22 protein-coding genes and 1 pseudogene are annotated in these 23,743 nt (G+C 45.6%); 3 read left to right on the forward strand and 20 right to left on the reverse strand.

The window, feature by feature from the left end; all coding sequences use genetic code 11:
* Positions 1 to 25: 25 nt before the first annotated feature.
* The 14 genes and pseudogenes from BUA17_RS28030 to BUA17_RS28095 all read right to left on the reverse strand — a co-directional run bounded on the left by BUA17_RS28030 (position 26) and on the right by BUA17_RS28095 (position 17,133).
* On the reverse strand, positions 26 to 1,072 hold the full coding sequence (locus BUA17_RS28030) for an ABC transporter ATP-binding protein (RefSeq protein ID WP_072735653.1): 1,047 nt from the start codon (positions 1,070 to 1,072) through the stop codon (positions 26 to 28).
* Positions 1,072 to 2,112, reverse strand: a complete 1,041-nt coding sequence (locus BUA17_RS28035) for an ABC transporter ATP-binding protein (RefSeq protein ID WP_063567158.1) — start codon at positions 2,110 to 2,112, stop codon at positions 1,072 to 1,074. The genes BUA17_RS28030 and BUA17_RS28035 overlap by 1 nt, the downstream gene beginning before the upstream one ends.
* Positions 2,113 to 2,144: 32 nt before the next feature.
* On the reverse strand, positions 2,145 to 3,293 hold the full coding sequence (locus BUA17_RS28040; RefSeq protein WP_240343068.1) for an ABC transporter permease: 1,149 nt from the start codon (positions 3,291 to 3,293) through the stop codon (positions 2,145 to 2,147).
* Positions 3,293 to 4,291, reverse strand: a complete 999-nt coding sequence (locus tag BUA17_RS28045) for an ABC transporter permease (protein ID WP_063567156.1) — start codon at positions 4,289 to 4,291, stop codon at positions 3,293 to 3,295. Before BUA17_RS28045 ends, BUA17_RS28040 begins: the two co-directional genes overlap by 1 nt.
* A gap of 96 nt (positions 4,292 to 4,387) precedes the next feature.
* Complete coding sequence (locus tag BUA17_RS28050; RefSeq protein WP_244552241.1) at positions 4,388 to 6,334, reverse strand: ABC transporter substrate-binding protein; 1,947 nt, start codon at positions 6,332 to 6,334, stop codon at positions 4,388 to 4,390.
* A 416-nt stretch (positions 6,335 to 6,750) separates the two neighbouring features.
* Positions 6,751 to 8,865, reverse strand: a complete 2,115-nt coding sequence (locus BUA17_RS28055; protein ID WP_072735656.1) for a DUF5054 domain-containing protein — start codon at positions 8,863 to 8,865, stop codon at positions 6,751 to 6,753.
* Positions 8,866 to 8,972: 107 nt separating this feature from the next.
* Positions 8,973 to 10,460, reverse strand: a complete 1,488-nt coding sequence (locus tag BUA17_RS28060; RefSeq protein ID WP_072735657.1) for a Vps62-related protein — start codon at positions 10,458 to 10,460, stop codon at positions 8,973 to 8,975.
* Positions 10,461 to 10,849: 389 nt separating this feature from the next.
* The gene (locus tag BUA17_RS28065; RefSeq protein WP_072735658.1) at positions 10,850 to 11,989 is read right to left on the reverse strand and encodes a GntR family transcriptional regulator; all 1,140 of its coding nucleotides are present in this window, start codon (positions 11,987 to 11,989) and stop codon (positions 10,850 to 10,852) included.
* A gap of 130 nt (positions 11,990 to 12,119) precedes the next feature.
* Positions 12,120 to 12,653, reverse strand: coding sequence for an HAD family hydrolase (locus BUA17_RS28070; protein ID WP_072735659.1), 534 nt, complete (start codon positions 12,651 to 12,653; stop codon positions 12,120 to 12,122).
* A 210-nt stretch (positions 12,654 to 12,863) separates the two neighbouring features.
* On the reverse strand, positions 12,864 to 13,868 hold the full coding sequence (locus tag BUA17_RS28075) for a phosphotransferase enzyme family protein (RefSeq protein ID WP_072735660.1): 1,005 nt from the start codon (positions 13,866 to 13,868) through the stop codon (positions 12,864 to 12,866).
* Positions 13,869 to 14,256: 388 nt separating this feature from the next.
* A complete protein-coding gene (locus BUA17_RS28080) occupies positions 14,257 to 14,844 on the reverse strand; it encodes a hypothetical protein (RefSeq protein WP_072735661.1) in 588 nt (195 codons plus the stop codon).
* Between the two features lie 5 nt (positions 14,845 to 14,849).
* Positions 14,850 to 16,433, reverse strand: coding sequence for a glycosyltransferase family 39 protein (locus BUA17_RS28085; protein WP_072735662.1), 1,584 nt, complete (start codon positions 16,431 to 16,433; stop codon positions 14,850 to 14,852).
* 201 nt (positions 16,434 to 16,634) lie between these two features.
* A pseudogene (locus BUA17_RS28090) lies at positions 16,635 to 16,854 on the reverse strand (helix-turn-helix transcriptional regulator).
* Between the two features lie 63 nt (positions 16,855 to 16,917).
* Positions 16,918 to 17,133, reverse strand: a complete 216-nt coding sequence (locus tag BUA17_RS28095; RefSeq protein WP_072735663.1) for a helix-turn-helix domain-containing protein — start codon at positions 17,131 to 17,133, stop codon at positions 16,918 to 16,920.
* A gap of 119 nt (positions 17,134 to 17,252) precedes the next feature.
* Here BUA17_RS28095 and BUA17_RS28100 point away from each other — a divergent pair, with 119 nt between their 5' ends.
* Entirely contained in the window at positions 17,253 to 17,540 is a 288-nt protein-coding gene (locus BUA17_RS28100) for a DUF6809 family protein (protein ID WP_072735664.1), read from the forward strand.
* A gap of 362 nt (positions 17,541 to 17,902) precedes the next feature.
* Here BUA17_RS28100 and BUA17_RS28105 read toward each other — a convergent pair whose 3' ends face one another.
* Genes BUA17_RS28105 through BUA17_RS28115 form a run of 3 tightly spaced genes read right to left on the reverse strand, consistent with a single transcriptional unit; the run spans position 17,903 to position 19,577 of the window.
* Positions 17,903 to 18,436 carry an isochorismatase family protein gene (locus tag BUA17_RS28105; protein WP_072735665.1) on the reverse strand — a complete coding sequence of 178 codons (534 nt, stop codon included), beginning with the start codon at positions 18,434 to 18,436 and terminating at the stop codon, positions 17,903 to 17,905.
* Between the two features lie 48 nt (positions 18,437 to 18,484).
* Positions 18,485 to 18,871, reverse strand: a complete 387-nt coding sequence (locus BUA17_RS28110; RefSeq protein ID WP_072735666.1) for an iron chaperone — start codon at positions 18,869 to 18,871, stop codon at positions 18,485 to 18,487.
* Positions 18,872 to 18,914: 43 nt separating this feature from the next.
* Positions 18,915 to 19,577, reverse strand: a complete 663-nt coding sequence (locus BUA17_RS28115; RefSeq protein WP_072735667.1) for a M48 family metallopeptidase — start codon at positions 19,575 to 19,577, stop codon at positions 18,915 to 18,917.
* A 170-nt stretch (positions 19,578 to 19,747) separates the two neighbouring features.
* On the opposite strand from BUA17_RS28115, the gene BUA17_RS28120 reads away from it, so the two are divergent.
* Positions 19,748 to 20,506 (forward strand): GNAT family N-acetyltransferase, encoded by a 759-nt coding sequence (locus BUA17_RS28120; RefSeq protein WP_072735668.1) that lies wholly within the window; start codon positions 19,748 to 19,750, stop codon positions 20,504 to 20,506.
* Between the two features lie 40 nt (positions 20,507 to 20,546).
* Here BUA17_RS28120 and BUA17_RS28125 read toward each other — a convergent pair whose 3' ends face one another.
* The 3 genes from BUA17_RS28125 to BUA17_RS28135 all read right to left on the reverse strand — a co-directional run bounded on the left by BUA17_RS28125 (position 20,547) and on the right by BUA17_RS28135 (position 22,560).
* Positions 20,547 to 20,963 carry a phospholipase domain-containing protein gene (locus BUA17_RS28125; RefSeq protein WP_072735669.1) on the reverse strand — a complete coding sequence of 139 codons (417 nt, stop codon included), beginning with the start codon at positions 20,961 to 20,963 and terminating at the stop codon, positions 20,547 to 20,549.
* 89 nt (positions 20,964 to 21,052) lie between these two features.
* Positions 21,053 to 21,472: an ester cyclase gene (locus BUA17_RS28130; RefSeq protein WP_072735740.1), complete on the reverse strand. Its 420-nt coding sequence runs from the start codon at positions 21,470 to 21,472 to the stop codon at positions 21,053 to 21,055.
* Between the two features lie 185 nt (positions 21,473 to 21,657).
* On the reverse strand, positions 21,658 to 22,560 hold the full coding sequence (locus BUA17_RS28135; protein ID WP_072735670.1) for an SDR family oxidoreductase: 903 nt from the start codon (positions 22,558 to 22,560) through the stop codon (positions 21,658 to 21,660).
* 178 nt (positions 22,561 to 22,738) lie between these two features.
* Between BUA17_RS28135 and BUA17_RS28140 the strand changes: the two genes are divergently transcribed.
* Positions 22,739 to 23,722, forward strand: coding sequence for a MerR family transcriptional regulator (locus tag BUA17_RS28140; RefSeq protein ID WP_139295753.1), 984 nt, complete (start codon positions 22,739 to 22,741; stop codon positions 23,720 to 23,722).
* The last annotated feature ends 21 nt before the right edge of the window (positions 23,723 to 23,743 follow it).

The raw sequence follows: 23,743 nt of genomic DNA on the forward strand, positions 1-23,743 counted from the left end.
GGTATCGTCAGGTTCATGTCGTTGGTTAGGATGTCCTGGATTGCATCTCATCCTCAGTCTCGATTGGAACGCCGCGAAGCTGAAGCTGCTCTGCATAATGACAGGCAGCAAAATGATTATATCCTACTTCACGGAGTTCAGGAACGTGCTGGATGCATTTATCCGTCTTATACGAGCATCGGGGATGAAAATGACAGCCGCTTGGCGGATTGGCCGGATTCGGTACTTCCCCCTCCAGTATAATTCGTTCTTTTTTAAAATCCGGATTCGGTTGGGGCACGGCTGACATTAGTGCCTCCGTATAAGGATGCTGAGGATTAGAGAACAATGATTCCGTTGTCGCCAGTTCCACAATTCTGCCCAGATGCATAACTGCTACCCGGTCGGAAATGTTCTGTACGATGGAAAGATCATGCGAGATGAAGATATATGTGATCTTGAATTGCTCCTGCAAATCTTTGAGCAGGTTGATAATCTGAGCCTGAATCGATACATCCAGCGCAGAGACCGCTTCATCACAGACAATCAGTCTGGGTTGTGTAATCAGCGCACGCGCAATGGCTATCCGCTGCCGCTGTCCTCCCGAAAATGCATGTGGGTAACGTTTCAGGTAACCTACATTCAGACCTGTTTTCTCGGCAATCTCCATCACTTTCGCTTCTACCTCAGCCCTGCTCAGCTTAAAGTTCGCAATCAGCGGTTCGGCGATAATATCGAATACGCTCATCCGGGGGCTGAGTGAGGAATACGGGTCTTGAAAAATCATCTGGATATCCTTGCGATATGCTTTGATCTCTTTGCCCTTCAAGTTTAGGTAATTCACTTCTTTTCCATCTTCCGCATGATAGACTACACTGCCTGAAGAAGCATCCACACCTCTAACGATACAGCGTCCGAGCGTCGTTTTTCCACATCCAGATTCCCCGACAATACTGAGCGTCTCCCCTTCAAGGAGTTCAAATGAAATTTCATTCAAAATATGAATGGGTTTAGGCTTTTTGAACAGGGCTTTTTTGGATTTGACCTGAAAGCTTTTGTTCAGGTTGAGGACTTCAAGAATGGGTTTGGTCATTATGCTTCTCCTTCTCTCTGGTCCGCGTACAAGAAACATCTGACCATATGCTGGTCGGAAATCGCGGTTTTCGGTACAACTTGTTGATTACATACGCCTTCAATTCTGTCCTTGCAGCGATCATAGAATCCGCACATTGGAGGCATGTTAATCGGCATCGGAACGGAACCTTCGATGGAATCCAGCCGTTTGCTTTTATTCCCTCCCAGTCTAGGCATCGATTTAAGTAACCCTTTCGTGTAGGGATGCTTCGGATTGTTGAAGATTTCCCTCATTGGAGCCTGCTCAACAATTCTTCCGAGGTACATCACCGCAACCTCATCACACATCTCGGCGATAATACCCAGATCATGGGTCACCAGCAGAATGGCCATGCCAAACTCCGCCTGCAGGCTTTTCATAAGTTCGAGTACCTGAGCCTGAATGGTCACATCGAGCGCCGTCGTGGGCTCATCCGCAATCAGAATTTCGGGGTTACAGGACAATGCCATGGAGATCATCGCCCGCTGACGCATACCTCCCGAGAATTCATGCGGATATTGATCGAAACGCTTGGCCTGATCGGAAATCCCGACTTTGCTAAGCATCTCTAACGCGATTCTTTTGGCCTCTTTCTTATTCCTCGTCTGATGAATTCGGATCGCTTCCATGATTTGATTCCCGATGGTATACATCGGTGAGAAGGCCGTCATCGGCTCCTGAAAGATCATCGAGATTTTGCGCCCACGGATGGAGCGGATCTGCTTGCCCGTCGGCTTAAGAGACAAAAGATTCAGACCATGGAGAGTCGATTCAGAGTCGGAATTGTAAGTGATTGTTCCACTCGTTTCACATTCCTTGGGATTGATACTGATGATCGATCGACTTGTCAGGCTTTTGCCGCAGCCGGATTCCCCCACAAGCCCAAGGGTTTTGCCTTTGTATATATTGAAGTCGACTCCATCCACGGCATTCATGACGCCATTTTCCATCTGAATCCGAATCTTCAGGTCTTGAACGGACAGTAAAGGTTGCTCCTTCTCAACAGCTTGAGTTGCCATGCTATCCCCTCGCTTGCCTAGTATTTGGACAATTATTTTTTGTACGGATCAGCCGCGTCGCGCAAACCATCGCCGATGAAGTTATAGGTCAATACAGTCAGAATGACAAAAGCGAGTGGAATGAGCTTCCATGGATACAGGGCCACATTTTCAATTTTTTGCGCCTCCTGAAGCAGCACACCCCAACTGGTTGCCGGCGAACGAACGCCCAGACCGAGAAAGCTCATAGCCGTCTCACCCAGAATCATGCTCGGAATCGCCAGGGTTGTCGCCACGACTAAATAACTCATGAAGCCTGGCAGCAGATGTTTGACAATAATCTTTGCGTCTCCTACACCAGCGATCTTTGCAGCTATTACATAATCTTCATTCTTCAACGAAATGAACTTGCCTCTGACCACCCGTGCCAGATCCGTCCAGCCAATAAATGCGAAGATGATCACGATGTATAAATACATGGTCACGACCGGAATACGTGGCGGAATTGCAGCGGATAGTGCCATCCACAACGGCAGCGTCGGAAAGGAACGTATGATTTCGATGATGCGCTGTATCATGGAATCAATCCAGCCGCCAAAATAACCGGAGATGCCTCCAATAATCAAACCCAGAATAAAGCTAATGCCTACGCCGACCAGCGGGATGCTTAGGGAGATTTGACTGCCCAGCACGATCCGGGAGAACAGGTCACGCCCCATACCGTCCGTACCCAGCAGGAATATCCGCCCTGGCTCATCTACAGCGAACAAATGCGTCGACATGGGGATCAGACCAAGAAACTTATATTCTTCTCCCTTTACAAAGAACTTGAAGAAATGCTTTTTTTCGGTATCCGGGACAAACATTTTACGCAATGTTTCGGGGTCACGCTCGCTCTTCAATTCATATACAAACGGCTTGATGTGAAACTTGCCGTCCGCATCAACGAATCGAAGTCCCATTGGCGGGGCATTCACATATTTGCTGTCATAGCTTTGCAGCCCATACGGCGCGATAAACTGTGCGAACAGTGCGATGATGTAAAATGCGCCCAGAATGTACATGCTGATCCGGGCCAATTTGTGTTTCTTGAATTTCTGATATATCAGCCGCCACTGCGAGCTGTATACAGTATCTTTGGGTGCTGCTGTAACTGGGACTGCCGGCCTTTGACCTTTAAATAACGGTAGTGGTCTCATCATTAGGATCCTCTGAACTCTGTACGTATTTTGGGATCAAGCCAAGCCAGCAAAATATCGGAAATCAATGTTCCGAGAACCGTCAGCAAAGCCATGATCAATAAAAAGGTTCCAGCAAGATACATGTCCTGACCGAGCAATGCATTATGCATAACTGGCCCTTGAATCGGCAGGTTCAATACGATTGCTGTAATGGTAGCGCCGGTAAAGATGGAGGACAGTGACCAGCCAAAGGTACTCACAATAGGATTCAAGGCTGCACGTGTCGGATACTTGAACAGGATTTGCATCTCTGATAAGCCCTTGGCACGGGCAGTAATGACATTCGGTTTGTTCAACTCATCGAGCATTTGTCCGCGCATGATACGAATCAGATCCGCAGTACCCGAAAGTCCGATAACAATAACCGGAATCACCATATGCTGCATTAAGTCTTTTACCTTGTCCAGGGACCACGGCGCATTCACGTATTCGTTGGAGAATAAACCGAGCAATGGATTACCGAACCACTTATAGGAAAAGAACATGAGAATAATGGCTAACAAAAAGTTGGGCGTTGCCATTCCGATAAAGCTCAGGCCGGAGAAGAAATAATCGCCCGCAGAATACTGCTTTACCGCCGTGTAGATCCCAACCGGAATCGCGATTATATAATGGAAGGCCATTGTCACCAGCGAGACGACCAGAGTCAGTCCCATATACTGCTGGATCACCGCCATCACCGGTTTGTTGTAGTTGAATGAGAAACCAAAGTCTCCATGCAGGATTATTTTCTTTACCCAAACGAAGTATTGTTCATAGATTGGCCGATCGAGTCCCAGATTCGCCCGCATGTCATCCATCTCAGCCTGGGTCATGATATCGCCGGAAGCGGACATCTTGGCCGAGTAGGAGGATACGTAATCGCCAGGTGGCAATTGAATAATGTAGAAGACGATAAAGGAGATCACAACAACAACAGGAATGGCCAACAGGATTCGTTTTAAAATGTATTCAAACATCTATTCCTCTCCTCTGCACCGCGTGAATGATACAAAAGGAAACAATAGCAAGGATAAGTCCCTTCCTCACTATTGTTTACCTGAATGCTTCACCAGCTATTGCTTGATGAAAAATTGTGCCGGATGGCCTTGACCCAGCGAGCGATACTCATCGGACCAGATAAGATCCGTAGGGATGTTATGAATTTTATTCGAGGCTGTAATCAGCACCGGAGTTGGTCCCGCATATCCGATTACCCACTGATTCTTCTGGTGCAGTTTCACGATCTCATTGCTATACTGATTGATTTCATCCAGTGTCTTGCTTGCTTTCACTTTTTCCCAATACTCAAGGATTTTAGCGACATCCCCTTCAGGTTTGACACCTTCCTTGCCGCCAGATTGACTGTATAAGCCGTAATGGCCGAACCATGGTGTGATCACACGGAGCGGAACCATGGTATCCGGTCGGAAGGCTACGTTGACGACAGAAATATTCTCGGTAGTCATCGGAATCTTGTTGGCATATTTCATATCAAAATGAGTGCCTCCGTCAACCACTTTCAGATTCGTTCGCAGACCCATATCCTCGTAATATTTCTTAAGCAATTCAAGGAATGGTGCTGTATCAGTCGTGCTCTCAATCACCGTAAGCGTCAACTCGGAACCATCAGGGTTCAGACGGAAGTTGTCTTTATCCCGCTTGTTCAAACCTAACTCGTCAAGAATTTGGTTAGCGCGTTCAGGATCGTATTCCGCCCACTGCTGGGCCCACCCTTCCTGATAGCCCATTACGCCTTCCGGTACAGAAGCTTGAATCGGTTCTCCCAGCCCACTGGTCACAATCTCAGACACCTGGTTACGATCCACCCCAATGGAGAGTGCTTCCCTGAACTTGATGTCCTGGAAGAGTTTGCGGAGATTCGGATCTTCCGTAGTCTGGTTTAACTGTACTCCCGCGCTGGACCAAGCTGGTTGTGTCCAAGGGATGATTCGGTAGTCACCTTTTTTCTCATTCTCTTTCAGTACCGTGAAGTCTTTGGAATCAAAGATCACCAGGTTGTAATCGCCGGCAAGCGTTCCAAGTACCTTTTGGCTCGGATCTTGAATCTTAGTCGCTACAATCCGGTCAATATACGGAAGCTGTTTACCTTCTTTATCTGTTTTCCAGTAGTACGGGTTGCGCTCCATGACAAACTGATCGCCATTAGGATCATTGGTTGGAACCCATGCCCGGAGTGTAGGAATCTGGTAGTGCAGCCAATCCGTATACCCGGTTTCCATCAAGAATACTTTGGGATCTTCATAGCCCCATTGCTTCGTAATCTCCAATGTTTTGGCATCCCCTACGAACTCGGGAAGGATGGTTTTGTGAAAGTGTGCAGGAGCGAAGAACCACTTGTTATCGATGGCCACACGTTCCAGGAAGAGCACACTTGGATATTTGTGAGTTACGGTAAACGTGTAGTCATCTACCTTCTTCACTTCAGCCAACGCTCTATCCCCGGTAACAGGGTCAACGGAATAATAAGCGTCATAGATCTTTTTGCCAAAGGTCTCTTTGGTCAACATATGCTCCCAATAAAAGAGAACATCATCCGCTGTGAAAGGAACACCATCGGACCATTTCATGCCTTCTCGCAAATGGATGGTGAACACGGTGGAATCATCATTCACTTCATAGCTCTTGGCTACGTTTGGCTCAACCTTGTTTCCTTCCTTGTTGAAACGAAACAGTGCTTCCTCTGTCGGTTGGCCTATCCCCCACTTATCAGGAACACCAGTCCAAGGCATGTTCCAATCCCCGCCATATTGCCCGATTTCCTCGACGACCTCTTCAACCATAATGTCTTTGGAAGCCGGCAGGCGCTCAGCCAGGGCAGGCAATTTACCTTCATCGACAAGCTTTGCCAGCATCGGGGCTTCTTTGGCACTGTTGTCCGTAACAACAGGTTCTTTCACTGTTGATTCCTCATTTTCGTTGTTAGACGAAGATGCAGAGCATCCCCCTAGTAATGTCGTGATTAGGACAAGAACAATTAACAAGTTGCTTTTCCTTTTCAAGCTAAACCCCTCCACGTTTGGATTTGCCATTAACTTGCCTGAATATGCTCTGGTTGGCGCTCACCTCCCTAACGAAATAAACCCTTTATGTACAGATGTAGATACAATTAAACCGGTTTAATTTTTATGCAATAGAGGTTCTCAATCGGGAAAACATCTCATAGAATTAAACCGGTTTAATTGACATATAAGAAAATGTAAACGCTTTATTTGTATATAATACATGGATGACTACGTTCAAGCAATAGGGATTTTACAAAAAAATTCTGTTTTTTCAAATTCATTTCAGAAACAGTTCCGAACAGTTCAGATCTGCTCAAACAGCATCCTCACTCACAAATCCAAGTATAGATTCCAATTGTACTAGGATTATTATCCGATCATCAATTTTTGGTAAAATTCTACATCAACTTCTCTTATTTGCGGTTTGCAGCTGTATTTAGTCGAAAGCGGAATTTGGCATCCTCGCCGTACCACATTGGGAAATTGGTGCCCCAGATATTGTTATGCAGATTAAATTGCCATCCGGATTCAAGCGAAACAAACGAGTTGTCGAATTGCAGCAATCTTCTCTGTCCAGGTGCGACCAAAGCGGAATCCAGTGCTTCAATAGAGGCCTGACCATCTGTGCCCTCATAGAATACTCCCTTGTCTACAGCATGCAGATTGCGGTTGCCGTCTTTTACAACATTCAACGGAGAGATTCGTCCTCCAAGCTTGTCCATCATCCACAGATTGGGGTTATCCACCTTCAGTCCGCATCCAAACCAACTGGCCTCTGGAAGACGATTCGCTTCTTTTCCAAACCATTGCAAGCTAACCTCTACCACTCCTGCCTGTGAAAACGTATATACCAGTTCCAGTTCCTTGGGTGCTCCGTACAATTCATGACTTTCTGTTGGCATGGACAACCGGAACCCATACGTATCGCCATGAGCATTGCCTGACTTGTGCATATCGGTCACGATTGGCAAGTACACCTGATGGCTTGGCAGCGGGCGCACAAATTCAAAGCCAGGTTTGTTGAAGTCGGCATCCGCCCAAGGATGTGTCACAGGCAGGTTCTGCATATAGGTACGGAAATACCTGTCGTAATCCTCCGTCCCGAAGGTTTCATAGGCATAGGCTCCGAACGGATGCTTCGCGTCCACCCAATTCTTTCCCTTCTCGTCCGTCAGCTGAATCAGTGCACCATTGTTATTGAAGGCCAGCCGGTATCCGCCACTGCTATAAACTTGATGACTTACCGCAGATACATTACCGGAAAACACACTTTTAACTGGATTTAGTTGTTCAAAAGCTTGCCGCGCTTCCTTCTGCTTGTCATCACTCAGGCACGCCACAGCCGTGTCCAAATATTCCCGCTGTTCCGCCCAAGAACTCTCTATCATGGAATAGGTACGACGGCTCGACTCCGAAGAGAATAGTCCGCTGGAATGACTGTCGAACTCATCCATGGCGAAGGCACCGATATATTGAAATTTTGCAGGGATATCCTCCACATCGACTTCGTTCATTTCCCGTGCGCGGTTGAAGTCAGGCTTGGCATAATTCCGGAAATCCGGAAGCCATTTCTTCACATCAAGCCCCCACGTATGCTCCACAACCAGCAGCATGGCATCACTCATGCCTTTATATTCTGCGCTTGCCGGATCGATCCGGCCTTCGGTCAGCCACTTGTCTCTTAACCGCTGCAACTGGCGGAATCGGGCTATTTTAAGCGGGTCGGTACCGCCTCCGTGAATCCAAGTATCCCCGAGCTCTTCACGTACAACAGGAAATTGGTCCCGAACCTGATCAAGGTGCACCGCAAATGCATCAAGAGACGACGCCATAATCTCTGCATCGGGGTATCTTTCCTGGATATGCTGGAATTGTTCACGAATCTCTTCTGCGCTTGGCGGTCCGCAATTGTCGCCCGTATGGGCAAACAACAAGATATCATCGATACCTTCTATTTCGACTGCCTCACCATAGGTGTCCGCATAATTGACAATGATCTCACTGCCATCCGCTGCCTGCCATCTGAACAGTTTAGGCACATCCGGGCGCATGGAAGCTGGATTAACCCCAAGATGCATATACCGGATACCCACTTCATTCATCAAAGGCACCATAGACAGGGTATGCCCGGGTACATCCGTCATTTTTGCTGCAATGGTCGTTTTGCCAAATTGTTTATCCAGGTCCAATCCGATGGACAATCCGTAGCGAAATAATGAGGGGTCCATCAGCTCGGTGTGCGTTGTGAACGGTAATCCATGCCATACGATATGACCTTTGCGGATCGCTTGTTCCATGGCCTGTTTGCCCTCTTCGGACGCATGATTCAGATAATGACGGATCATCCAGGAACCCGTGGTCCATATGAACTGCTCTCGTCCTCCCTCTGCTTCCAACTGCGCGGACAAAGCGATAGCTTTGGGTACATACTCTTCCATGTACTGCTTTACGACGTTTTCCGCCAAGTGCGTAAATCCGATATCCAGGTGAGTTTTAAAAACAACATGTACTTTTTTACGGTTAGTCATGGTTGTCTGAGCCTCCGTTGTTAGATTCACAGTTAATACTGTTTATTTGAACAATAAGCATGGAAGACCCGCTTCATGTGAAAGCGAGTCCCCTCGTTAATTATCGTCTAATCTAAAATAACATCATTCGTTAATGCGCCTTTTTCCTGCGGTCCTGTTGGTCCCCCTGCAAGTAGAGGCTGACCAAAGAAGGAGCCTTGGGACGGATTTCCGAATCTATAGACAGACAAGCTGTTCGGATTGCTGTAATCCCTGTCCAGCCATGATGGCCAAGCATTTCCCAGACCATTGCCTGTTCGGGTATTCGGATAATACTGAAAAGCCTGGATATTGTTCCAGGTATCCCATGCCGTTCCCTGATTCGTCACATCAATCAATTGGGTTACGACGAGTTCCTGATAGACATGATTACCAGGATCTTTCCACATCCCATGGGAACCAAACGCGGAATACGCAACAGGATGTGTATTGTTTACTTTGTCCACTTCACCCCAGGAGTAGGTTGTACCGAAAGAATGCGCGCCATAGTAAACTTGAACCGGCTTCACATAGTTACTGTTCTGATCGGTGAACTTGGCCAATCTGACCGTGACCCGCTCCCAGTCTCCGACATGATCTCCCACTTCCGTACCAAACACCGTTTTCCCAAGATCATAGGGACTGAACTGGAAATATACCAGATCGACGTTGTTATACTCCTTCTCCACCCAAAACGCATAGATCGGCGCATTAGCCAGATCGCCCGTAAAATAAGGTAGTTTCAAGGTATATGGATTCAATTCCGTTTTGGTCTTAAATTCATACAAACCTGAACCTGGATTCACATAGCGATCCACATGCGGCAGGGTATGCTCTACCGAGGACGGGAAATAAACTTCGCCTTGGGCAAACCAGATTTTAGGAGCAAAGGTTTGCAATATTTCACGCTTGGCTGTGTCACTGTAATCGTCACCCGGGACGGCAACCGAGGTGGCATCGAGCGGCGAGATGGCTTCAACCTTCAGGCTCGATACCGAATCATTGATATCTCCGCCAACATAGATCGCATCTGCGGTCAGAACCTTGGAATATCCAGCGAAATTGTAGTCTTTGTACAATGTGACCTTATACCCTGGGGCTACCCGGAGTGCAGAGATGGCATCATTGCCTACTCCAGCCTTCAGTTCATCCACATTATAGCTGCCGATATCAAACTGCTGCTCAAAACCTCCATAAGGCGAATTGGAATATGCGATAACTGGTTTATTGGGGCCTCCAATCTTCTCTACTTTCAGACTGGAGGTCGCGTCGTTAAAATCATCAAGCCATCCCGCATCGCCGGTCAGCGTTTTGGTGTCACCGGAGAAATCCTTGTCACGATACAGGGTCAATCGATATCCCGGAGCTACCTTTACCGAAGATATTTTGTCGTTGCCAACCACGTTAAGCTGATTCACATTGAACTGGCCAATCCCAAACGGTTGGGAGCTGCCTCCAAAATCTCCATCCTGGTAAACCGTTACGGCGTTGTCCTCTTCCGCCTGCGCGGGCTGCGCCAGTGGAAAGAAAAGAGATACTGCCAAGAACGAAGCTGCAAGCAAGGATTTAATTGTCATATTCGGGCTCCTCTTCGAATAATGATTTCGATTATTGCCAACGTTCGTACGTTACATTTCTTTTGGCTCTGCAGGTCATTTCCCAGGATGTATGGTAGCGCTTTCCGGAATATCCTCCCTTCATCCTTGAAAGATATGTGGCATATCTTCACACTAATATATGTCATTGACATATACAATGATATAAATGTAAATTTTTCTCCAAATAAACTTCATATAACTACTATTATTTACATTATATTTGCATAAAACGGTAACAAACATAACAAATTTTGCATTGTTGAGTTTGAATAAGATAGCAAATACGTATATGTCACTGACATATAAAAAACCTTCCTTTTCATTAAAACGAGATAAGGAAGGTTTAAATGGCGGAACCGCTTCAACACTCATTGATTAAGATTACGTACGGAGCTTCGTTCGATGATGGTTGTGTTCACCTTGATGGATAAAGCCCCTTCTCGGGAATTCTCCATACGTTTGCACAGCAAATTCACTGCTGCCTGTCCAAGCTTCTCTGTCGTTTGTCTTGCCGTAGTCAGTGGCACGGGCAGCAGACTCGCCAACTGGATGTCGGAAAAACCAATGATGGACAGTTCCTCAGGTACCTGCTTGTGGATGGATAAGGCCGTGTACAGACAAGAAGTCGCGATATAATCATCCGCACAGACAACGGCTGTCATTGCGGGATTACTTTGAATGAAATCCTTGAGTTGCAGATTCGGCCCATTCAGGTTGAGCATGTAATCCTCTGCACAATCCAGGCAAATATTGCGACCGTTAACAGGCAGTGCGTAGTCCAGCATGGCCTGCACATAACCTTTATAGCGATCCTCCCGGCTCGTCACTCCATCAAACGACATAGAGATATACCCAATTTCCCGATGTCCTCTATCAATCAAATATTCCGTCAAGTTGTAGGCTCCCTGATAATGGTCATGGTACACACAATCAATATTGACCTCACGAAAGATCCGATCGATGATTACCAAAGGGTAATTCAACAGATTAAGCTCCAGCACCTTTTCACTGCAGCGTGTTCGCCCCCTTGGAAACAAAATAATTCCATCGATTCCTTCCTCGTACAACTCTTGTAGGCAGAAGCTCTCATCCTCTTTATCCGTAGTAATCCGAATGAGCAGCTGGCACCCGGATTTACGTGCTTCCTGCTCAACGGATGCTATAATTCTGGCTACGTAATCATCCATATTGGGGAACAGCAGGGCAATTTTTCGCTTTATAAGTTTCTTGTCTGTAGTTACATTCCCCGACAAAAACTCTTTACCCGGGCCGCCCAAATAATCACCCGACACAAATGTCCCCCGCCGCGCCAACCGATAGACAATACCTTGTTTCTCCAAAATTTGCAGCGCAAGCTTGGCCGTCATACGGCTGACAGAATACAGTTTGGCGAGCTCGCCTTCCGATGGCACGGGATCATGTGGCTGCAGTTTCCGGTTACGGATTTCTTCCATCACCAAATCGGCAGTTTGCAAGTACAACAACGGCTTCCGATGTGGTTCCTCCATGTGAACACCTACCCTGTTCCGGATTTTACGATCATTCTATCATTTTCTCATGTAAAAAAGTAAAAATAGCCCTTGAGCAGAAGGTAGAATGACATTCAATCCTTCTGCTCAAGGGCATGCAAGCAAACATTTATTTATTGACTTCGGCATTTAGCCGTTCAATAAGTTCAAGCAGCTCCAACGGTTCACCAACTGTGTGAGTCGGACGTTCTGTTTCATCCACCGGCTCATGGGGATAACGCGGCGTCCAGCTCTGAAAGATGCTGGTGATGCCAAGTGCGTTGGCTCCCTTCATATCACGACTCAGGTTATTGCCAATCATCACTGTTCTTGAAAAATCCCCTTCGGACAAATCAAGGGCACCAATTGCTGCCTTAAACATCCGCGGGCTTGGCTTGCTGGCTTTAATATTCTCCGAAATAATCATTGCGCTAAAATAATCATGAAGTCCATGCTGCTTAAATACGTTCTTGAAGGATTGTGCATCGCCGTCAGCAACCAGGGCCAGCGTGTACCCTTTTTCATGAAGCTTCTGAATCGTAATATCCGCACCCGGAATCAGATCCGCACTCAGAACAATTCCCTCTTCGTCCCGAATCTCGGTCGATTCATCAACAATGGTATCGCCGCTGTCAAAAAAGATAATTAACTTTTTGTCGTCCATGTTCGTTATGACCGTCCTCTTCATTCAATTGGTGAAACGAATTGTCGGTTTCCACTTGACCATGTAATCCAACATTGATGTTCTAATAAAAGGTATAGCGCTTAATCTAATGTTACAATGGAGACGAATAAAAAATCAATCATTATTTCGTTGCACTTATGCAGATGCCAGATTTAAGCTTAATCATCTTGACCGAAAAAGTACTGAGGATCAATTTGCCGGTAGTTGGAGGGGCTGCTGCTGACCAAACTGCTTTGATTTCACTGTCATCTCTTTATCCAGCCTTGCTCTTAATCCACTCATCCACTCCGGCTCATTTGCCCATTGTTCTGCCCCAGATCGAAGCACACGTACATAACCGTACAGATTGGCAAAGCGACGACATGCTGGGAACATCGACTCCATATCATAGGCGTCTCCTGCTTCTTTCCAATACCCTTGCAAGAATATTTGCTTCTTCTGTTCCCATTCATCCGGCTGAATTTCATCCCGTAAACTATCCAGACTCTGCTCCACATCCATTGCGTACCAGTGGTACATGGCGTCATCGAAATCAATGGCGTAACAGGAATGACTCTCCTCGTCATAGAAGACATTATCCAGTTCAAAATCATAATGAATTAACCCGAAGTTCTGCTCTGTAACGGGCCAATTTGCAAAATAATTCCGGAGAACTTCTACCTCATTGAGCGCCGCATTCTCGCCAGGGAACTCCCCCAGAACGTCCTTCATCCAATCCAGTACATCGGTATACGTCCAGCGTTTTGCCTGTTTGGGTGTGTATTCACAAGATAAACGATGCAGCTTACCCAATGCCTCACCCAAGCTGTGCACGATCTGGTCATTTATATCGATACTGCCCATCTGGTTACCAGGAACTCGTTTGAATACAGAGGCATAATACATTCCCCAAGGCGTATGAGCCACTACCAGCTCTTTTCCTGCATGGGAAGGTACTGCTTCCATGGCGCCATATTGATTTAGTTTAAGATAGGACAGGAACTCCAGCTCCGCTGCAAGATTGGTTTGATTTTTCTCATCTACAGGGGCAAAACGAAGCAAGTAAACCTCTCCCTGATCCCTGAACGGATACACAGCATTGGAGGATATACGATAATACTGGAACATGTCCAGTGACTCCGGATCATAACCCCAGTTTTTCAAAATCATCTCGGCGAGATCGTTATTATGGAATAAATATTTAAGTTTTAACATGGGCATATCTCCTTAGTGGTCATTTAATATAGAACGCTTTTAGAGTTCCGAATCCTATTTTTGCGCGCAAAAAGCCGCAGGCTATGCCTGCGGCTTTAAAAATTCTGGATACACGGGTTTACTTGCATAAGCAAATAAACCTCGTGCATACCAGGAAAAATGAGCAGTTATATCCCTATATGTCGGCAGACTTCAGATCGTCACATTAGCAGACTCCAAATGCTTCGCCATGTGTCCGTTGCTCTGCCGGATCTATTCAGTTCGTAATCACCTTAATTGTTGTAGTAACGCTTTGCATCATCTTAGCCCGTCGTTTCATGACGCTCACTCCTTCCGAAAATCAAGTTATTTCCATAATAGTCCATCAAGTAATCATAGGCAATGAAAATCAGGACTGTGTAACCACCATTCGCTCTACGGTCTCGGTGTTCTCCTTATACCAAACCATAACGACATCTCCCTCTTTCAGATCAGACACCTGAATAGATGAATTAGCATTTTGGTTGTTACCTGGGACACCTATGCCCATGCCTTCCGTGATATCCACATCCTCACTGATGTTCAATTTCATTTCAATACCCGTATCTTTCATATCCATGCTTCCGCCTCTGGAGGCGCCTGATTGTCTTCCATTTCCATTAGTCGAGCCTGTGGATGAGTTGTCCTGCACCTCAAGTAACGAGATCGTGACGGTACTCCCTGTGGCAGAGATCACTCTGCCTGTAAGATCGGCATTCATCATCCCCCGCATATTGTCCTGACCGCCTGTTCTGCCATTCATCCCTTGCCCTCCGCCCCTCTGTGCTCCTCCATTCATGCCCGGGCCACCGCCATTCATCATTCCGCCACCGTTTATGCCTTGTGCAGAACCGGTATTCGTAATGTTCTGGGCAGTAATAGCATCGCAAGCAGAGAGCAAAACTGAGCAGGTCAGCAGCAAGAGTATAGCCGATATGAGATAACCATTTTTCCGCATACGGATCACCCTTTTCTCAGGGAAGAACGTTCCCAGCCAAGTTTTCTATGAAACATGAAGTTATACGCATCTTTAAATCCCATGTACGACAATACAACCAGTAGTGGATATACGGGATAGATATACCTCGATTTAATCTCCCACAGAATATAGAACCCGATAAATCCGAGAATAACCAGAATCAAAGAGACTTCGTCATACCGCTTTCCACGAATTCCACCGACCAAGCGAATGAAAATAAAACAGTACATCATGAAATTCATCACATAAACGACCCAAAGCACCCCCGTCCGGTAGACGGAATCTCCCTTGAATAAGTCTGTTACCGCATTGGTATAACTGTAGGAGCCGGCAATTCCGCCACCTCTTCCTCCTCCCATACCCGAGGAGCTTTCATTACCGATGCCATATCGATCCATTTGGTAGGTACCTTCGGTCCAGGTCCAAATGATCTTTTTGTAATACATCTGCGCCAAATCACTTAAGCTGGCTTCCGATAGCTTGCGTTCAATCTCCTGCTTGTACAGTTCTGTACTTTCAGCTTTATTATAGTTGGCTTCTCTTTGATAGATCTGGTAACTCTCCATGTTGTCCCAGAAGCCGAATCGTTCCAGATTAATACCCATGTTCAACCACATATAGACCGGTGCCGAATTTTCCCCAACAGGCTCACTTACAGCACCTGAAGATTTTAATACCGCATTCTGAGTCCATCCTGGGACGTTAAACAACATAGCCAGCACGAAGATGGAGGCAATCACTTTCTTGAATCCAATACTTCGCATATTCAGCAGGATGGTTAACATAGCAGCAATCAGCACAATTACGCCAATGCTTCGGAAGTAGTTGCCAATGGCGAGCAGAATGGCGGCAATAACGATCGTCTGCCAAGACTTTTCACGTATAAACCGAATCAAAAAGTATAAACAAGATGTCAGAAATGCCGTAGCAATAACATCGTTATAGATCAGGTTGTTCAGGAACAGGGATGGCAGATACGTGGCTGCAAAGATCAGAACCCCGTAATCACGTTCCGCGGACTTATGATTTAACTGTTTATAAATGAGATAAATCATTAATGTCGTTACCGTTGCAAACAAAATATTGAACAGCTTGATTACCAGATAATTATCCGGGAACAGGTACAGCAATGTCTTTAGATACAAGACGGTGGAAAAGTTGAACGGGAACATGTGCAGATATCCGCCCGATTCAAACGAAGAATAATCGTGATCGTAAAGCATGTTCATCGCGAGTGAAAGCACGGTCTGTGAATCATCCGTAGGCACTCGTGGAAACACGAAGATAATGATGATTTGAATGGCAAGAGAACATAGCAGCACCACCGGAATGACAACCTTTGGACTGTATTTGTTCAGCTTCAGGCAAAGACGGTATAGCCCGATACCCGATACTAGAAGCAAAGCAATCACCGGGATAAAAATACTCCACTGCTGCGTACCCAGAATCGGATTATCCCCATACAAGGTGTAGTTGTACTGCGCCCGGACAAACAGGGACGATACGATAAACACGCCGACAAAAACAAGCAGAATGAGATAAAGCGACTTATGGATCACCTTAGACATGCCAAAACTCCTTTTCCAGTACAGGATTCGGGAATAGTATAATGCCTCTACCTGAAAAAAGGCTGAATTCAGATTCGTGCTTAAGAATGCTCATTGAAGGATGATTTACAGCACAAAAAAAGACCATTCCTTGGATAAGGTAACGGTCCGTATTTCTATTTTTTTTAAAGAGTGTGTGGGCTTTAAGCTAATCGTTGAAGATCACTTCTCATCCTTAATAAACTCAATAATATCCTGGATCTCACAATCCAAAGCTTCGCATATTCGATTCAGCGTATCGAACTTCACGCCATCTGTTTCCTCATTATATAATTTGGCAATCCCATTTCTATGTAGTCCGGTTAGTCGGGATAAATCGGGATAAATCGGCAATGTTAATTCTTTTCTCTCCCATAATGCGAGATAAATGAATCTTAATCATACAAAACAGGTATAACCCCATGATTGTAAAAGTGCACCTCAGCCTAATATTGCCTGTTAAACATCACTTCTCGTCAATATACTTGATTAAGTCGCCTGGCTGACATTCCAGTGCTATACAAATTTTCTCAAGGGTTTCGATTGTGATCGATTTGACTTCAAAACCGCTATCCGTTACCCATTGTCCAATGGTATTCGGACGAACTCCTGTTTTTTTAGCCAAAGCATACATAGACATACCCTTATCCTTCAGAACTTGTTCGAGAGTGAATTTGATCATCTGAAAACATCCCTTAACATAAAATATAGTAACTCTTGACGTTAATAACTAATTAAGTTATCATAACTCTATGAGTTATTAAATCTCTATAGTTCAATTCATAGAAAGTAGGAGAATGCATGATAGAATCTCTGGAATCTTTGGCAGAACCGTTAATCCGAACGCGCTTAGAGTTATTATACAACAATTTGTCTCACACGCAGCCTGATTATACCCAACTATCTGAAGAATCTGATCATTATTTTCATACCATCCGTCAAGCTTTACCTGAACATCTGAATCAGACCATTTTTTTATATGAAGATACTCAACTTTCTATGCAAACACTTCTGGAAAGAGAGATTTATTTACAAGGGTTTCGGGATGCCCTGCAACTAATGAGCGAGTTACATATACAAAGATTCTGACGCCATAGCTTCTTACAATATATGCTATAATCAACAAAGCAATAGAATAGGCTTAAAGGGTCGGTCGGCTACCTCGCCATGAAGGGAGGGATGCCCTGTGACAGTTTTTGAAGCAATCATGTTGATGCTTACCTTCGGTACGCTCATCGTTGCCATTCTGTCCGATAAACGCAAATAGACCGCCCCCATAGCAAAGGATCGCGGTCTATTTCATCGTGCCCTTATGTTACCGAAGCCCACCGCCCTTAAAAGCGGCTATTGCTCAGAGGAGTCGTGTTACCAGCACGGCTCTCTTTGCATTTTACGTCTAATCTGCTCTAATTATACCATACTCAAATCTTTGAAGTCACATATAAACCGTGTTAATCATCGTACATTCTCTTATATTCATGCCAGTATAGAACCTCAATACAATTGGACCAGTTTAGAATCGAACCAACAAAGTCCTGAATATCCAACCCTGGCATTTCATACGTCTCTTCTGTGTTTACCGAACCCGTTGCATCCTCGATCAGAGTGACTTTGAATCCTTCATATTCCGCAGTAATTGCCGTAAACAGGCAACAATATTCTGTGTTAAATCCAACAATAAACACATGTTCCACCTGATGTTCATGAAGCCAATTCTTCAACTCCGGATTGCTAAAGGCGTTAGGTTTACTTTTTTCCAGAACCGTATGCCGCCCAGTGTCGACTACAATCTCCAGACCCGCAGCATTCTTGTAAAAAAGTGAAGACCCCTCGTGATCATAGTCTACATGTTTCAAGTAAATGATCGGTTCATTCCGCTGGTCAAATTCAGCGATAACCGCTTCAATTTTGCCTAGCTGTGCTGAGAAATCTCTCAATGACGTAATCCCGTATTGCACATCCAATACAATCAGGGCTTTGTTCATGCGCTCTCCCCTTGCTTTAGTAAATCGATAGGCGTTTCCCCAAATCCACTACTTCTTTCGCTTCTTTTCCTTAGCCTTCTCCACATTGACCTGCACCCGAAATTCCACGATCCGGCGGATCAAATCTTCTGGCAATGGTTGATCCAAGGGGAATTGCACCGATCCTTTGGCTCCTTTATACCGTGAGAGTTCTTCCTTAAACGCTTCGATCCCACTGGCACCTGGGTAAAATCCGATATGCTTGGAGTAGGCTGCAAAATGAACCAAGTTCCCGTGCTCTGCATACGTTGGCATCTTGTAACTGATCTTCTCCACGGCATTGGGAGCGGAATCGCGAATAACCTGTCTTAATGATTGTAATTTAACCTGTACATCTGAAGGGAATTGCGAGATATATTCATCTACCAACACATCAAAAGAAGTACTCTCTGACATCTTGAACTCCTTCCACCACGTCCATTCGTGGTATGGGCATTTTTCACAACGTCATGGCTCGGCCATTTCGCATCAGATAATCCTCCTTGGCTTTGTAGTCGGGCATAATACTGCCCACACGGCGCCAGAACGAACGATCATGATTCATATGATGGATGTGGCATAACTCATGAATGATCACGTAATCAATCACCTCTAGTGGAGCCATCGCCAAACGGTAGTTAAACGTCAGCTTTTTATCCCAACTGCAGCTTCCCCACTTGGTCGCCGATTCGACGATGTCCACAGACTTCGGCTTCACCTTTAACTCCTGCTGGTAACGGCCGATGCGCTCACCGATCATTCTTTTACACTCGGCAAAATAAAACTTCTTCAGATTCGTACGCAATTCCTCTTCCGAACGTCCCTCTACGTCAATTAACTCATGCAGCGCATGTTCTTTGCCAAAGAGCAGAAACTTCCCTTTGCCTTCCTCTTCATATTCTTTCGCTTGAGGACCGTCCAACGCCTGCTGCATCAGAGCTGATTTTGTCAAAATCACTTCCCCATGTTGCGCAACAAGCTGCCGGATCATGTCTTCGCTGGTACCATTGGGAGCCTTGATTGTGACCATATAGGGTAAATCCATCGTAATGGAAGCTTTCTTCCGTTTTCCATATTCGATATGACAGTTAATGATATGATTGTTTATTTCAATAGTTAGCATAACCTGCTCCGCTTCTTCCGATATTTCAATTTCAAAATTTGGATTTATTCATTCAGATTGTAACCTATTCAGTAGCTCTATGCATAATGTTCAGCGTTATTACATATTTTATATTGAATTTTTATTCATTAATATGTATTATTATAAAATCATAAGATAGGAGGATAGATATGACCCCTAGATCGAATCCGGATTACAAAACGATTGAGGAACTATCCCTCAACCATTGGCAGCCCTTATCCACCTTGCTTTTTGACGGATGGGTACTGCGTTCTGCAAAGGGATTTACGAAGCGCGCTAACTCCATTCAACCTCTTCACTACTCTACTATGGATGTGCATGAAAAGATCGAGCAATGCGAGCGAATCTACGCTTCCAATCAATTAAGTACCATATTCAAGATTACGCCGTTTATCCAGCCGGATCATCTCGACCAGCTTTTACATGAAAAGGGGTATGATGTTGTGGATCTGAGCCGGGTCCAGACTCGGAGCTTGGAAACCATTAAGGAGCCTGAGCACTCTGCTGTAAAAATGGACGAACAGTTAACCGGAGAGTGGCTGGATCACTTTTGCAGACTAAATCAGGTAAATGATCTGCATCGGGGAACGATGGAACAAATGTTGAGCAACATCCGTACGCGCACAGGTTTCATCTCGCTGTTCATCGACGGACAAGTCGTTGCTTGTGGATTCGGTGTGGTGGAACGAGGCTATATTGGACTGTATGACATCATTACGGACGCTAACTTTCGGAATCGGGGATTAGCCGAGCAGATGATCCTTCATCTATTGCACTGGGGAAAAGAGAATGGCGCTACCTCCAGTTACCTGCAAGTAGTTGCTAATAATGCTCCCGCAATAAAACTGTATGCCAAACTTGGATTCTCGGAAATCTATACATACTGGTATAGGATTAAGAAAGCCTAGGCTTTTCTACAATCACTCTACCAGCATGAGCAGATGGCTTTTACAAACTTTTCAGTTTATTAAGGTCGGTACCCAGACACACACTCAATTTGCCGGACATCCCTTGTGCAGAAGACATGCTCACATAAAACCAACCCGTTGACCAAGCTTGGTCGCTCCAATAAGTATGCTCTTTACCATCTGCTGGGACAGTATAAGACATTTTTGCGGTTCCATCAGTAGATCCTTGGTTGATCGTGAACGTAAACACTTTCGAACCTGTGTTTTTAAAGCTCACCTTCACATATTCAAATCCCACCGGGATATTAAACTGTTTCGTAGTCGCAGTACCTGCGAGATCCTCATTATTAATTACTGATGATGCCGTGGATGTAGTGACAACTGTTTCATTATTCATTGATGCTGTTGTTATTACTGTAGTAATGATCGCGGTGGCGGCTAGAACAGCCATTGCCATTTTTGTGATGTGTTTTATGATGTCACCTCCACCTGCTATATCTCTGTATTATACAGTTTAAGAAATCTCTCCTGTGAAAGAGCTGGTTATCAGCTCTGATTGCGCTCCAATTGTTTTTCGATCCCCAGCCTGTCGATCTGAATCCAGTATTCTGCAATTCTCTCATTCTCCACTCGATATACCGCACTCGCCATTTCAATCACGGGCAGGTTGGTCGGCGCATATCCATCCACTTCTCCAACATGAGTACCCACTTGTCTCCAGCGTACATATACTTTATCCCCCTGTGCAAGCAACTCCTGAATCTGCAGCGAAAAATCTCCGTACGCCTCAATCATTTCCCTCACATGATCCGCATAGACGGAGGGCGTTCTTGTGACTGTCACTTCCTCTTCCGAGATCACCTGGTGAGCCAGTACCTGCTTGGCCATCAGTGTATTGGCATAATCAAGATTGCGACCCGAGCGCACTTCTTCAAAAAAGGTTCTGACAATCTGTTCTGGCGTCATCCGATCCACTCCATTTTTCGTTTTATCATGCATTGTACCAGAAGGAATTATCATTTACTAATCGTTTTCCTGCAACTTCCAAATACTAATTAAATTTATAGTAGTTAGTTAACATTTATTAAACTTTTATGAATAAAAAAAGGTACTCCGCCCTTTCTAGACGTAGTACCTTCTCTATCCCTATATTACGGACTAACTGTACCGCCATTGGCGTTCAGCGTTTCACCGCTCACATAGCTCGATTCCTGACTCGCCAGGAACACAAACGCTGGCGCCATTTCCGCAGGCTGCCCTGCACGACCAAGCGGAGTATTAGATCCAAAATCAGCAAGCTTCTCTACGGGCTGTCCACCGACCACCTGAAGCGGCGTCCATACCGGACCTGGCGCGACAACGTTCACACGGATGCCTTTGCTGCCGACTTGCTGGGCCAGCGCTTTGCTGAAGGTGTTGATTGCAGCCTTTGTTGTCGCATAATCCAACAGGATTGGAGATGGCTTATATGCCTGAATAGAAGACGTGTTAATGATGGAGCTGCCTGGCTTCATGTGTTTCACAGCTGCTTTACAGAGCCAGAACATTGAATAGACATTGGTTTTGAATGTCGCATCAAATTGTTCTGTAGTCAGATTGGCGATCTGCTCAACAAACTGCTGTTTACCTGCCACGTTGGCGAGAATATCGATCCCACCGAGCTCTTTTACAGCAGATTCAATGAGTTCTTCGCAGTATTTCTCATCCTTGAGGTCACCTGGAATCGCAACAGCCTTGCGGCCTGCTTCCTCAATCAGCTTGACCACTTCCTTCGCATCGGCTTCTTCCTCGGGAAGGTAAGCCAGAACGACATCCGCACCTTCACGAGCAAAAGCAATGGCTGCTGCCCGACCAATACCGCTGTCGGCTCCGGTTACAACAGCTTTACGTCCGGTCAGACGGCCGCTGCCTTTATAGCTTTTTTCACCTGCATCAGGTACAGGAGTCATTTCACGTTGAAGCCCGGGCTCATCCTGCTGCTGCTTCCAATCTGATGTTGCCTTCGGATATTGTGTCGTCGGATCTTGCATGGTGTGCTGGTCTTGATTAGCCATGTACAATTCCTCCTCGGATTTATTTTATTTATTATGTTGTTTTCATAAAAGTTGCACTCTTTCCTTTGTAACCGAGATGGGTGGAATTTAAACTGGCTCTGAACATTTCCATGGCAAACCTTCCTACTTTGAATCTCCTGTAACTGGAGGTTGTATAATAGATCCTGAGGTGATTTTATTGAATCAAAGCAAAGATACATATTCGATCGGTGAAGCTGCCAAAATGATCGGCTCGACTGTCAAAACGATTCGTTATTACGATGAAATCGAGTTGCTCCGGCCCTCTTTTCATACGGAAGGTGGTCACCGTCTTTATACACCGCAAGACGTTTGGCGGCTGGAACTCATCACAACGCTTCGCTATTTGAATTTTGGCATATCGGATATTCGCAAGCTGATGTCCGGTGAACTTGGCGTGTCACAGGCGCTGAATCTACAGATTGAAGCCCTGGAAACTCAGATCGGGACCATGAATTCCATGCTCTCCATTCTGCAACAAGCGAAGCAGCATGAAGCGGAGGATACACTCCATTCGGGACAGTCTCTAACCTATGTTTCAAGCTTGGTGGATTCACTGACCGCCAATGCCCAAAAAAGAAAACAATTCGTTTCGGCCAAAATGGAAGAATCTCAGCTGCTGGATGGTATTCCGCATGAATGGAGAGTTTCGTTTCTGCATTTTTTCGATAAATACTTGATGAAAGATACAAAGCTGTCTGCCCAACAAACACTGGCATGGAAGGAAATCCAGGAAATCATTAACGATCCGGCCTATATCGCCGATCTGGCCCGTCTCGAACTTCCCTTCTTCACCATGGCGAATCATCCACAGATTGAAGCAGACGCCTGGGTAAAAAAAATGGAGACCCTCCGCATTCGTGCCACTGAAGCTCTAGACAAACGTTGGCCGTTAGATAGCCCTGCAGTGCAGAGCATGGTGTGGGATTTTGTGATGATGTACGCCAGTATTGAACATGCTGGAGATCCGGAAGCATTTTTTCGCAGACAAGCTCGATATATGCTCGACTCCGTAACAGAGCGCATCCTTCGTTTTAACAAGCTCTGCAAAATCGTGAATCCTGAATGGAGCCAGATCGTAGACGGCATTAATCTGTTGCAAGAAGGAATGCGACTGCGGTTAAAACAAATGGAAGAAGACTGAATTCCAGTCCTCTTCCATTTT

This window comes from Paenibacillus sp. ov031 (genome assembly GCF_900143165.1).
GTDB classification, from domain to species: Bacteria; Bacillota; Bacilli; order Paenibacillales; family Paenibacillaceae; genus Paenibacillus; species Paenibacillus marchantiae.